Below are 12,607 nucleotides of genomic sequence, written 5' to 3' on the forward strand. Positions count from 1 at the left end.
TATTGATGCTCTCTTTTTTATTATGCTTCAGTCAAATGCTTTAATACTTTATGACCATGTTCAACCGCTTTTAACTTAATTGCAGACTCTGGATTACCTGATAAAGGGGATACGTCATAAAGCAAATAAGTGCCGCTTAACTGCATTTGCGTATATTGAATTGAATGTTGAACTGCTTTTAAAAAGCTGTCGATTAAGTTTTCTTGGTCGTTCACCATGTTGGCTTCTGTTTGGCCGACCGTCATGCTAATAATGACTTTTTTATCTTTTAATTTGTCGCCTTGAGAGCCATAAGCAAACTGATACGTAAAAACTTCATCAAACCATAATTTCAAAATTGCCGGCATATTAAACCAGAACATTGGATATTGCAGAATGATAGTGTCGTGGCGTAGTAACGCTTCTTGTTCAGCAATCACGTTAATTTTATAGTCCGGATAAAGCTGGAAAATATCTCGCACTTCAAGGTCCGGATAGGTTTTTATAAGTTCATTCACAATTGTTTTATTTGCAATTGATTGAGCGTAGTAGGGATGGGCCAAAATAAGTAAAGCCATAATAATGCCTTGTAGCTATAAAAATCATAGTCACTATAATTTTTATAGTATGGGTGTACAATAACTATCAAAGTTGATAGGTGGCGTTAAAAATGGCAAATACTGAAAATAAATGTGAAATCAGCATGAATGGAAAAACTTATCCATGTCATATCAGTATGGCTATGGATTTGGTGGGTGGAAAATGGAAAGGCGTTATTTTGTATTATTTAAAAGATGGGCCAAAACGTTTTAATGAAATCAATCAATTAATGCCAACTATTACAGAAATGACCTTAAGTCTCCAACTTAAACAGCTAGAGCAAAGTGGCTTAATATCTCGAACCGTTTATGGTGAAAAAGCACCGATTAAAGTGGTTTATGAAATGACCGAATTAGGTCAGTCTTTTAAGCCTGTTTTAGAGTCTTTATCGTTATGGGCGCATACGATGATTAATCAGCCATAAGATGAAAAATTAACTTTTTAAAAATATAAGTATTAGCCCCATCCCTGTGCATGGGGCTTTTTTTTGCCCAAAAATCACTCATAAATATCGATAAAGCCTATCAAAACGATGCTTAAAAACTGGCACATTTTCTGCATCTCATCTCAGTAATACAAAAACTGAATTTGGTAATACCAAACTAGAGGTGCGATATGAACGATGTAAAACCTGTGGTTCAACCAAAGCCAACTTTAAAAGCCTTTTTAGTCGAATTGCTCAGCGTACGTGCAGGCGTATATATCAAGCAAAACAATCAGCCGCCTAAAACAAAAGGATAAGACTGTGGCAAAACAAAAGTTGGCTCGAATCAGTATTACCGTACCTGAAGCGACCCTCAACGCGCTCGACCAAAAAATTGTTGAGCAGAGCTATGAAAGTCGCTCGCAAGCCATTGTCGACATGATTAATAAACACCTGATTGCGGAGCAGGCACAGGCCAATGAAGTCATGGTGGGTACTTTGACTCTGCTTTATGACGCGAATCAAATGACCTTACGTAATCAGTTGGTTGATTTACAACAACAGTTTTTAGCTCAAGTGATTAGTTCGCTTCATATCCAGCTCGACCAACAAAAGATATTGCAAGTCATGTTAATGCAGGGTGCGAGTTCCGAACTCAGGCAGATTAGCCAGCAATTTATTGTGCTTAAAGGCGTGATTAAAGGGCATTTAGAACTGATGGATGCCGTCATGCCCCCTATACAGCAAAATGACTAAATAAGGAGTAGCGTGTTGAAAAATTTATGGACCATCCAAGATTGGAAAACGGCATATCAAATTGAGCAAACCCATCTTAAAGATCTGATTGGCTATGTTGCAGAAATTAAAAATGATGACAATGCATGGATTGAAATTGCATCGAACAAGCAGATTCAGGCACAAATTGATGTTTTAAAAGATCAGAATATTGCTGACTTACCACTATACGGCGTGCCATTTGCGGTCAAAGACAATATTGATGTTGCTGGCTTTCACACCACTGCTGCCTGTAAAGAAGTTGAATATTTAGCGACCCAAGATGCTGCCGTAGTAGCCAAGCTAAAAAAAGCAGGGGCGATTGTGATCGGTAAAACCAACCTCGATCAGTTTGCAACAGGACTGGTTGGCGTTCGCTCCCCATATGGCGCAGTAAAAAATAGTTTTAACCCCGAATATATCAGCGGGGGGTCAAGTTCAGGGTCTTCGGTAGCGGTTGCCAACGGCATTGTGCCTTTTAGTTTGGGTACTGATACGGCGGGGTCAGGGCGTGTCCCTGCTGGTCATAATAATATTGTGGGTCTTAAACCGACAAAAGGCTGGTTTTCTACCACAGGTTTAATTCCTGCCTGTCGAACCATTGATGTCATTTCTATTTTTGCGCTGCATATTGATGATGCGTGGACCATTGCCAATTTAATGCAGGGCTACGATGAAACAGATGAATATTCACGAGCACATCCAGCCAATGTACCGACTCAATTTTCTAAACAAAAAATTGCTATTCCAGCTCAGCTTGAGTTTTATGGAGATATTGAGTCTGAAAAAGCCTTTTTAGTGGCAATTGAGTGTATTAAAAAACTTGGCTATGAAGTTGAGAGTATTGATTTCAGCGCATTTAATGAACTTGCTGCTGCACTATATAACGATGCTTGGGTAGCGGAAAGAACAGTCGCCGTTGAACGCATGTCAACACGTGAAAAGGCTCATCCAGTTATTGCTCAAATTATTGCACAGGCAGATAAATTCAAGGCAACAGATGCACTTCAAGCTGAATATAACCGCGCCGTATTAGCTCGAAAAATTAATTTGGCATTACAGCCTTTTGATGCCTTGATGGTTCCGACAGCACCAACTATTTACACCATTGCAGAAGTTGAAGCCGATCCTTTAACTAAAAATGCGCACATGGGAGCCTATACCAACTTTGTCAATTTTGCCGATCTTTCGGCTTTAGCTTTACCAAATGTACTCCGTGAAGACGGCCTACCAAGTGGGGTAACTTTTATTGCACCTGCTTGGCACGATCAGGCACTCGCCAATTTTGCGCAGCTTTGGCAAACCGAAACATCGCTGAGTCTGGGTAAATCAACTCAACATTATCAAAAAAGTATAAAGATCCACTCGAATCATTCAGTGCAGCTAGCTGTGGTGGGAGCGCACTTAACAGGCATGCCGCTTAATTTTCAGCTCACTAGCCGCAATGCCACTTTGCTTAAGAAAATCCAGACCGCAGAGACTTATAAACTCTTTGCCTTAAAAAATACCACGCCACCAAAGCCGGGGCTGCAATGTGATACAGCAGGGACATCAATTGAAGTCGAAGTGTGGGATGTTCCCTTAGCAAATTTTGGAGCCATTGTGGCTGAAGTGCCTGCACCACTTGGTATTGGGAACCTGAAATTAAAAGATGGTACATGGGTCAAAGGCTTTATTTGCGAAGCTTATGCCATTCATGATGCAACCGATATTAGCCATTTTGGAGGCTGGCGAGCTTATATACAGTCACTTAATCAAACCGCTCAAAGTGTTGTTAGTAAAAATGTTGGGGAAGTTTCTATATGATTAAAAAAGCGTTTTTATCCGTATCTATTTTATCGGCAGTTGTATTGGGTGGGTGTGACAATACAGCTAAAGTGCCTGAGGCCAAACAAGACGCTCAGGCGGCTACAAATACAAAACCAATTACTATTGGCTATAGTGATTGGCCGGGTTGGGTGGCTTGGCAAGTGGCTATTGAAAAAGGCTGGTTAAAAGAAGCAGGTCTAAATGTAGAGTTTAAATGGTTTGATTACTCAGCTTCGCTTTCAGCCTTTTCGGCAAATCAGCTCGATGCTGTGTTAGTCACCAATGGCGATAACTTGGTAACAGCATCGGGTGGTACTCAAGGCATGATGATTATGGCAACGGATTATTCTGCGGGTAATGATGTTATTATTGCAAAAGAGGGTATTAATAACATTCAAGACCTAAAAGGAAAATCAATCGGTGTCGAAAAAGGCTTAGTTGACCATCTTTTACTGGCAACAGCTTTAACTGACCATAATATTAAAGCGGATGAGGTGAAGCTGGTAAACTCAGCGACGAATCAATTACCTCAGGTGTTCAATAGCCCAGATATTTCTGCCATTGCCGTTTGGCAACCTGTTGCGGGTCAGGCCTTAAAAGCAGTAGCGGGTTCTAAAATCATCTATAGCTCTAAAGACAAACCGGGTTTAATTTATGACACCCTGACTGTCAACATGAGTCATTTAACTACCCATCAAGATGAATGGAAAAAAGTCATTCAGGTGTGGGACAAAACAGTTAAATATATTAATGACCCTGCAACCCATGCCGATGCAGTTAAAATCATGGCAAACCGATCAGGGGTCGACCCAAAACAATATGAGTTGATGGTTAGCGGTACACATCTATTAGATATCAATGCCAATCAAAAAGTATTTGCTAAATCTCAAGGCTTTGATTCGATTTATGGCTCTACTTATCACGTCAATAAATTTAACGTCGAAAATGGGATTTATAAAACCGAACAAAATGTAGATGGGCTAATTTATCCAACACTCATAGAACAATTCAAATAAGCCAAATAAATAAAAAGCCCAAGTTCAACTTGGGCTTTTTTATGTGTTTCTTATTTTTCTGTACTGACCTGAGTCATACGTGGAATTTTTGGTAAGTCTTGTAAAGCAGGGTCAAGCTCATCTTCTTCAGCATGAACTAAATAATCTACCCGTGAACGGAGCTGTTTAAACTCAGGTGTGCTCATTAAGTCGAGTGAGCGTGGACGCGGCAAATTAACTTCAATAATTTCCTTAATTTCACCTGGGTTGGCTTTGAGTGCCACAATCCGGTCTGCCAGTAAAATAGCTTCATCCATGTCATGGGTTACAAAAATAATGGTGATATCAATGTTTTGCCATAAATCCATTAAATGCTTTTGCATTTTTTGACGGGTGTGTGGGTCGAGTGCACCAAAAGGTTCATCCATCAGTAAAATTTTAGGTTGATTAACTAAAGCTCTAGCAATCGCAACCCGCTGTTTCATACCACCAGAAAGTTGGTGTGGATACTGATTTTCATACTTTTCCAAACCAATAATATTAATCCATTCGCGTGCTTGAGCTTCGGCTGTCATTTGACTAGCGCCGCGCATTTGCGGACCAAACATCACGTTTTCTTTTACAGTTTTCCACGGAAAAAGGGTATAGCCCTGAAACACCATGCCGCGTTCAGGACATGGGCCCGTAATGCATTCGCCGTCTACTAAAACTTCTCCGCTATGGTATGGGTCTAAACCTGCAATAACACGGCTTAGTGTCGATTTGCCGCAGCCAGAAGGACCAATCACACAAATAAATTCTCTTTTGTGAATTTTTAAATCGAGCTTATTTAAAACAGTACGTTCAGTTTGACCATGCTTAAAGACTTGGCTCAGTTGTTTAGCTTCTAAAATAACAGGACGTTCATAAATTTTTTGAAAGTATTCATGCGCGTTAAATGTTGAATCGTTCATTATTTTGCTCCTACTTTCCAAGTGAACATCCGCTCACCTAATTTCATTAATACCCAATCACAGACCAGACCAATTACCCCAATAATCAAAATAGCCGCATAGACATTGTCAAAGTTTTGATAGCGTGCCTGTTGGGTAATAAACCACGTAATACCTGAAGTCGTACCAATCAACTCTGAAACAATTAAGTATGTCCAAGCCCAGCCTAGTAACACACGTAAGTCACGGTAAATATCAGGTAAGGCAGCAGGAATCACCACATGAAATAAACTTTTGAGCTTATTGGTGCCAAGCGTATAGCCAGCTTCAATTAAGTTTCGATCTACCATTCGAGTGGTATTAGCAATAATCAGAATTTGTTGAAATAGCGTACCAATCACAATAATGGCAATTTTAGGCGCGTCATTAATCCCTAAAATTGCCACTGCAAGTGCGCCAAAAGCCGGTGCGGGTAAATAGCGGAAAAACTCAACAAACGGTTCTGTTAACAGAGATATTCGCTTAGAAAAACCACACAAAATACCCAGTGGAATCCCAATCAGTGAAGAGATAAAAAAGGCTGAAAAAACCAGTTTGATACTGTGCCATAAACTTTGATGAAACCACGGTGAGTCAGGTTGTTCTGGTGGTGTGGTAAAGGCGGTGACTAAAGCCTTAGCGACTTCGTGGGGAGCGGGTAAATAAATCGGATTGACTAAAATACCTTGTGGTGGTGCAGAATTTCGATTGACTGCATTTTGTGCTTCGAGATAGAACACATTTTTATCAATGCGACTTCCTACTTGTAAGTAAGAAACACTTCCCGAACTCGTGATTTGTACTTGAGGATGCCAAACAAAAGGTAAGTAACTGATTGCGCACCAAAGACATATTGGAATAACGAAAGAACAAATACTGAGAATCAGCTTGTTCTTTCGCGTAAATTCCTTTGCAACATAACCCATATCGAGAGCTCCCCATTTTGATCAGTATTACGATTTTCATAAAACGTAATATTATTAAGCAAAATAGGTGCCATCTTTATGATGCTCTCGACGAGTTAAGAAGACGAGGGAACTAAAGTTTCATGTAAGTAAACCCAATAACATTTTTCACTTTCTACTTTAATGCAGGCCGTTGAAGTACGTAATGTTTCGGTTTCATCAGATTGCTGATGTTCTTGATATTGCACCCAACAATAATTTTCAAATTCGTATAAAGCGGTACTCTTAAGAATGTCGATTTTTAAAGAAGGTTTTTCCCCGATATTCTGGCTAAATAAACTATTTACTTCCGCGAAACCAATGCTGTGACCTTGAACCGTTACCATCTTAAAATTTTGATCAAAGCTACCTAAAAGCGGGCTCAGACTTTGCTCTGCATTTTTGCCTGTAAATACATTTTCTATTAAAACATGTAGGTCAATAACACTTTGAATGGCTTGATCCATTTGTTTAGACATGGGTTTTCTCCTTTAAAACGGGAATGAGTGAAAGTAAGCAGAGCAAAGCTGCAATTAAAAAAGTATGTTGATAGCGAAGCAGGTCGCTTGAGCCAGACATCAAGTTATATATCGAAATGAGAACAACAGTACCAACACTAAATGAAACTTGTCGATTAATATTCCAGAGCACACTCCCTTGTAATAAATCTTGGCCTGAAAAATCAATCAGTGAGCTAATTTGGGCAATATTGGCACTTAGACCGCCACCCATACCCATTAATAAATAAGCAATCACTAAAAAGCTGATGGGGCTAGTGTTTGAAATACAAAACAAAAGAAATATGCCAAGGCTATGTAGGGTTATTCCAATAATAAGAAGATACTTTTTTCCTAACCGTTGATAGAACAGGCCGCCACTAATCATGGCTGCGAGTGCCCCAGTTGCATAGAGCAACATGAATAAACCAGTTTGTTTTGCATTAAAGCCAAAGTTAAGCTGTAAATTAAAAATATTGAGTAAATTAACGCCTGTAAAAATACCCGGAACGGCGTAATAGACAATAAATGCATTGCATAAATTTTTATTTTTTAATAACTGAAGATTAAGAACAGGATGGGAAATTTTTTTCGCATGTCGAATGTAAAAAATAAGCATTCCCACCGAAGTTAGAAAACTCATTATAGCGAATGAGGCGTTGTGGTAATCGCTATAGAATGAAAAGGAGAGTAATAAAGATAACAGGCTTATATTAAAAATAACCAAGCCTTTTATGTCTGGTTTTTCACTCGATACATTCTTTGTTTTTTTAACCCATAACCACGCCAGAGCTGCTGCCAGTAAAGAAAAAGGAAGGTTAGATAAGAATACCCATCGCCAATTCAATGAATCAATAATCACACCGCCAATGGCAGGTGAAAAAGCTGGCGCAATCAATGCAATTGCCATAATTAATGTAGAAATGCGTTGGCGTTCTTGATTGGGGAATAATGCATATACGAGTGCTTGCCCGACTGGAATTAATAAACCTCCAGCTACGCCTTGAATAAATCGCCAAAAAATTAAGCTATAAATCGATTCACTAAAGCCAATAAAGCAGATGCTTATCGAGAATAACAGCATTGAATAACACAATAATTTTTGGTTCCCAAGTTTGCTGGCTAACCATAAACTCATGGGCATAATTAAAATGAGGCCGAGAATATACGCATTTGTTACCCAAGCGACCATGGATTGGCTAACTGAAAATGACGATGCAATATTAGGCAATGCAATTGCAGACATAAAAATGTTGATGCAATCAATAAAGAAACCAAGTAAAAACACTGTCGCTATTTTATATCGATAAGACATACCTACCTCCGTGCAGGCAGGGTAAGATCCAGCTCTTTTATTGTCGATGCAAGCGAAGTAAAATCATTGTTTGATAATTTTAAACAATTGGCTTAATTGTGCAAAAAAACCTCAAGCAAATTACCAGTTTTTTACAAGTCGTTGATTCCGGCTCTTTTACCAAGGCTGCTGAAATTTTAGGCTTAAGCCGATCAATGGTGAGTATTGATATAAAACAATTAGAAAAGCAGCTAAATACAAGCCTATTAATTCGCAACACCCGTAATATTGCATTAACTGAAATCGGTCAGCATTTTTATGACGATTTTAAACAAATCCAACTTCAGATTGATGAGGCATTTGAACGAAGCCAACACTTAGGTACAAGCATTACAGGCACTTTACGATTTTCGTCTACGAATGAATTTGGCCAACGTTTCATTCTGCCTTTACTGCCTGAGTTTTGTCGGCTTTACCCACATTTACGTTTACAGTATTCGTTTAACTCATCTCTCGATGATTTAGTGACTGAAAAATTAGATCTGGTTATTCGATTAGGGAATTTAAAAAACTCATCTCTAAAAACTCGAAAAATCGGAGAATATCCAATTTATCTTGTGGCTACTCCGCAGTTTATAAAAGACCATCCTATAGAAAATATATCTGATTTAGCGGATGTACCTTGGATAGGTCATACCTTATTAAATTGGCAAGATTCACAATATATTTTGCAAAATAGTTTAGGGGAAAAATATCCCTTACCTTTTATTCGAAGTCAGTATGAATCTAATTCGGTCACTGCAATTCATCAAATGGCTCTTTCATCTTTAGGTATTGCAATTTGTCCAGCATGGTTGGTTGATGAGGACATTCAAAAAAAACGACTTGTTCGATTATTACCGGATCTTTCTTTACCTTTACAAAATATTCAGTTGCTGTACCCGAATACTTCTAATTTATCGGCTAAAACTCGTGCCTTTATAGATTATTTAGTAACCCATCTTTCTTTTAGATAAACTAAAAAGTATGTAAGTTATGGAAGCTAAACTATTTTATATAAATAGACAATTCTGTCTGTTTTTTATAAAATACCGATGATTACGACTCAGTTTTATAATAATGATGTCCCATAAAATATTTCAAATTTTAGATAGTTTAGGTTTGGTTGCACAAAATCGTGTACTTCATGTGCAATTTTCAAACCCATCATTAAACAATCAAGTCTTCTTACAACGCATTGAAGGCGAACATACGCTTAATCAAGGTAGCGTTGCTGAGTTACTGTGTCTCTCGACAAACGCACATATTGCATTAAAACAATTTATTGGCTGTCAGATTGCCGTCGATCAGGTGACGGACATGGGCCAGCTCTTTAGAACGACAGGCATTATTACCGAAGCGAGCCAAGGCCAAAGTGACGGCTCACTCACCATTTATAACTTAACCTTAAAAGACCCAACTGCACTTTGGCATAAACGCCGTAATAGCCGCGTGTTTATGAATAAAAGCGTGCGCGATATTAGCGAAATTCTGTTTAAAGAATGGCAAGGCAAAAGTCCGCTGTTTGCTTCAAGCTTAACGCTCGACACAACCGGTTTAACTAAAGACTACGATGTGCGTCCATTTGTGATGCAGTCAAATGAAAGTGACTATGACTTTTTAACTCGTCTGTGGCGCAGTGAAGGCATTAATTGGTTAGTGGATGAATCACAGCTTTTGGTCGCCGACCCGAATGCTTCTATTCAGCCACAAGTGTTACGTTTAATTGACGATAACCAAAACTATCAAGCGCTTGAACGTCGTAACCTACGTTACCAACGTAGCAGTGCGACAGAACAGTTCGATACCATTACCCAAGTTAAAGCTGAGCGCCGCTTACAGCCGACATCTGTACATGTGCAACGTTGGCAAGCCGATGCCCTGCAACAAGAAGAGGGTAGTGGTAGCGTACAAGGCACACAAAAGCACAGCGAACACTATGACAATGCCAGCCTAAACCTTGAAGATGCATGGCATGTTAGTCCCGCGTGGATGCAAGACTTAAACGGTGAAGATCAAGCTACAGCTTCAGGCAATAGCCAGATTGAACAGCTTAACCAGCACATTAATGCTTACCATCACCTGAGTTCTAAACAATTTACCGTTTCAGGTAACGTCCGTGATGCACAGGTGGGTTACTGGTTTGAACTGAATGACCACCCAGAACTCGACCAACATGACAGCGCTGATAAAGAGTTCTTAATCTTAAGCAAGCACTACTATAACCAAAATAATTTACCAAAAGAATTACAACAGCAACTTGAGCGCCTGTTACCAAAAGACAAACTCAAGGCAGCTCAACTCGATAGCCAAAACCCTGAGCAGCGCCACTTTGCTGAGCTGAATGTTGTTCGACGTAACATTAAAGCTGTGCCTGAATATCACCCGCTAGAACACCGACCAGCTGCTTACCCACAGCGCGCTAGAGTGGTGGGATTAGAGGGTGGAAGTATTCATGTCGACCAGTGGGGACGCATTAAAGTCCGCTTCCTGTTTACCCGAACTGACGACCATAGCCATGACGGTGGAGCGGGAAGTAACGACAATGACACCGACTCGGCTTGGGTCGATGTACTCACCCCTTGGGCAGGCGCGGGTTATGGTGCACGCTTCTTGCCACGTGTCGGTGAGATTGTTGCCATCGACTTTTTTGACGGCAACATTGACCGTCCATTTGTGGTGGGCCGTATTCATGAAGCTGAACGCTACCCAACGCAGTTCGACCAGAAGGGCCAACTACCTGACACTAAAAAACTCAGTGGTATTCGTTCAGAAGAAGTCGATGGCAAAGGTTTTAACCAACTCCGTTTTGATGACACCACAGGCCAGATCAGTGCCCAGCTAAAAAGTAGCCATGCGGCAAGCCAGCTCAACTTAGGTAACTTAAGCCATCCAAAAGACAAAGCTGAAAGTGACGGTCGTGGTGAAGGTTTTGAGCTACGAACAGACCAATGGGGCGCAGTTCGAGCAGGCAGTGGCTTACTCTTGAGTACCCATAAACAGGACCAAGCTCAAGGCGTGCACCTTGATGCAAACGAAGCCAAACAGCAAATCGAAGGTGGCCTTAACAATGCCAAGGCACTCAGTGAAGTAGCCAAAAATCAGCAAACTGATCCATTGGAAGTTCTTGAGAACTTAAAAACGTTCATAGAACAAATTGAAGAAAAAGATCAAGACAAAGCTGCCGCTTTTAAGCAAGCTTTGATGATATTAACTGCACCTAACAGTATCGCTTTAGCCAGTAATGAAGACATTCACCTCAGCGCAGATGCTCAGTTAAGTCAAACTGCGGGCGATAGCATTAACCTGACCACTCAAAAGAACCTGATTGCACACGCCCAAAATAAAATCAGCCTTTTTGCAGCGCAAGAAGGGGCAAGACTCTATGCAGGCAAAGGCAAAGTCGAGATACAAGCACAAGGTGATGGAGCAGATTTAATTGCCCGTAAAGCTGTTCAGATTATTTCAACAGAAGACAAAATTGAAATTAGTGCTTCTAAAGAAATCGTTATCACGGCAGGTGGGTCTCAAATCAAGATTAATGGCTCGGGCATTTTTCCTGTCACTGGTGGTAAGTTTGAGGTGAAGGCTGGGCAGCATTTGTTTATGGGGGGAGGAAGTGCAAACTTCAGCTCTTCACTACCGCCTCCACCTAAGCGTAGCCCAGGAAATTTAGAAATCATCCATGATTATGCGCATGGTGAGTTTGTTAAAGGTGGAAGTTATACGGTTGTTGACAACTTAGGAAAAGAAGTCACTGGCAAGTTGGATGATAAGGGATTTGCAAGAGTTTCTGGCTTAGCAACAGGAGCCGTGAAAGTCTTTTTTGAGTCAGACAATCGTGATCCTTGGGATGCAGCAAGTGACTTTAAACGTCCAGTTGAATGGCCAAATAAGAATGATGTAGATATTGAGCAATCAGATTCATTAATTGCACAAATGAGTAAGACAGCCCAGTCCAAACTTGGTGAATTATCTAAACAATTAACCAACCCTGCGAATATTATGAAAAATATTCAAACTGCACAAAGCATAAAATCTGAAGGAGCAAAGGCTTTAATGCCAATGTTAAAAACAGAGGCGCAGGGATTAGTGACTGATCAAGTGAAAAGCTTTTTACCCATTTCAGAAGCAGGCCAAAAAATAGGGAATAACATTGATCTTGCATCAATTCAAAAAATAAATGACTTCAGCAAATTAAGTTCTGTTGATAGCAGTAGCTTGATGACTAATGCTCTTCCTCAATATTTGCAAAGCCCTTTTAAAAAGAATTCGTAGAGA

General features: G+C 40.0%; 12 protein-coding genes. 7 read left to right on the plus strand and 5 right to left on the minus strand.

Annotation, left to right across the window (positions count from 1 at the left end; genetic code table 11):
* Positions 1-20 precede the first annotated feature (20 nt).
* Positions 21-557, minus strand: coding sequence for an NAD(P)H-dependent oxidoreductase (locus ACS125_RS10980; RefSeq protein WP_443272076.1), 537 nt, complete (start codon positions 555-557; stop codon positions 21-23).
* A 92-nt stretch (positions 558-649) separates the two neighbouring features.
* Here ACS125_RS10980 and ACS125_RS10985 point away from each other — a divergent pair, with 92 nt between their 5' ends.
* The 5 genes from ACS125_RS10985 to ACS125_RS11005 all read left to right on the plus strand — a co-directional run bounded on the left by ACS125_RS10985 (position 650) and on the right by ACS125_RS11005 (position 4,602).
* On the plus strand, positions 650-1,003 hold the full coding sequence (locus tag ACS125_RS10985; protein ID WP_443272078.1) for a winged helix-turn-helix transcriptional regulator: 354 nt from the start codon (positions 650-652) through the stop codon (positions 1,001-1,003).
* Positions 1,004-1,194: 191 nt separating this feature from the next.
* The gene (locus ACS125_RS10990) at positions 1,195-1,320 is read left to right on the plus strand and encodes a hypothetical protein (RefSeq protein ID WP_001000625.1); all 126 of its coding nucleotides are present in this window, start codon (positions 1,195-1,197) and stop codon (positions 1,318-1,320) included.
* A 4-nt stretch (positions 1,321-1,324) separates the two neighbouring features.
* A complete protein-coding gene (locus ACS125_RS10995; RefSeq protein WP_443272081.1) occupies positions 1,325-1,759 on the plus strand; it encodes a CopG family ribbon-helix-helix protein in 435 nt (144 codons plus the stop codon).
* Positions 1,760-1,771: 12 nt separating this feature from the next.
* Complete coding sequence (atzF, locus tag ACS125_RS11000; RefSeq protein WP_443272084.1) at positions 1,772-3,583, plus strand: allophanate hydrolase; 1,812 nt, start codon at positions 1,772-1,774, stop codon at positions 3,581-3,583.
* Positions 3,580-4,602 carry an ABC transporter substrate-binding protein gene (locus tag ACS125_RS11005; protein WP_443272086.1) on the plus strand — a complete coding sequence of 341 codons (1,023 nt, stop codon included), beginning with the start codon at positions 3,580-3,582 and terminating at the stop codon, positions 4,600-4,602. The genes atzF and ACS125_RS11005 overlap by 4 nt, the downstream gene beginning before the upstream one ends.
* Positions 4,603-4,652: 50 nt before the next feature.
* Here the strand turns inward: ACS125_RS11005 and ACS125_RS11010 are convergent, their stop codons facing one another.
* The 4 genes from ACS125_RS11010 to ACS125_RS11025 all read right to left on the minus strand — a co-directional run bounded on the left by ACS125_RS11010 (position 4,653) and on the right by ACS125_RS11025 (position 8,308).
* Positions 4,653-5,534: an ABC transporter ATP-binding protein gene (locus ACS125_RS11010; RefSeq protein ID WP_024433808.1), complete on the minus strand. Its 882-nt coding sequence runs from the start codon at positions 5,532-5,534 to the stop codon at positions 4,653-4,655.
* Positions 5,534-6,478, minus strand: a complete 945-nt coding sequence (locus ACS125_RS11015; protein WP_057085796.1) for an ABC transporter permease — start codon at positions 6,476-6,478, stop codon at positions 5,534-5,536. The genes ACS125_RS11010 and ACS125_RS11015 overlap by 1 nt, the downstream gene beginning before the upstream one ends.
* 95 nt (positions 6,479-6,573) lie before the next feature.
* On the minus strand, positions 6,574-6,975 hold the full coding sequence (locus ACS125_RS11020) for a hypothetical protein (protein ID WP_443272089.1): 402 nt from the start codon (positions 6,973-6,975) through the stop codon (positions 6,574-6,576).
* Positions 6,968-8,308: an MFS transporter gene (locus ACS125_RS11025; protein WP_443272091.1), complete on the minus strand. Its 1,341-nt coding sequence runs from the start codon at positions 8,306-8,308 to the stop codon at positions 6,968-6,970. The genes ACS125_RS11020 and ACS125_RS11025 overlap by 8 nt, the downstream gene beginning before the upstream one ends.
* Before the next feature lie 98 nt (positions 8,309-8,406).
* Here ACS125_RS11025 and ACS125_RS11030 point away from each other — a divergent pair, with 98 nt between their 5' ends.
* Both ACS125_RS11030 and ACS125_RS11035 read left to right on the plus strand, forming a co-directional pair.
* Complete coding sequence (locus ACS125_RS11030) at positions 8,407-9,303, plus strand: LysR family transcriptional regulator (protein ID WP_443272094.1); 897 nt, start codon at positions 8,407-8,409, stop codon at positions 9,301-9,303.
* A 103-nt stretch (positions 9,304-9,406) separates the two neighbouring features.
* Entirely contained in the window at positions 9,407-12,604 is a 3,198-nt protein-coding gene (locus ACS125_RS11035; RefSeq protein WP_443272096.1) for a DUF2345 domain-containing protein, read from the plus strand.
* Positions 12,605-12,607 lie beyond the last annotated feature (3 nt).

Origin of the sequence: Acinetobacter sp. PFS20 (assembly GCF_052261015.1) — a bacterium.
In the GTDB taxonomy this organism is placed as follows: domain Bacteria; phylum Pseudomonadota; class Gammaproteobacteria; order Pseudomonadales; family Moraxellaceae; genus Acinetobacter.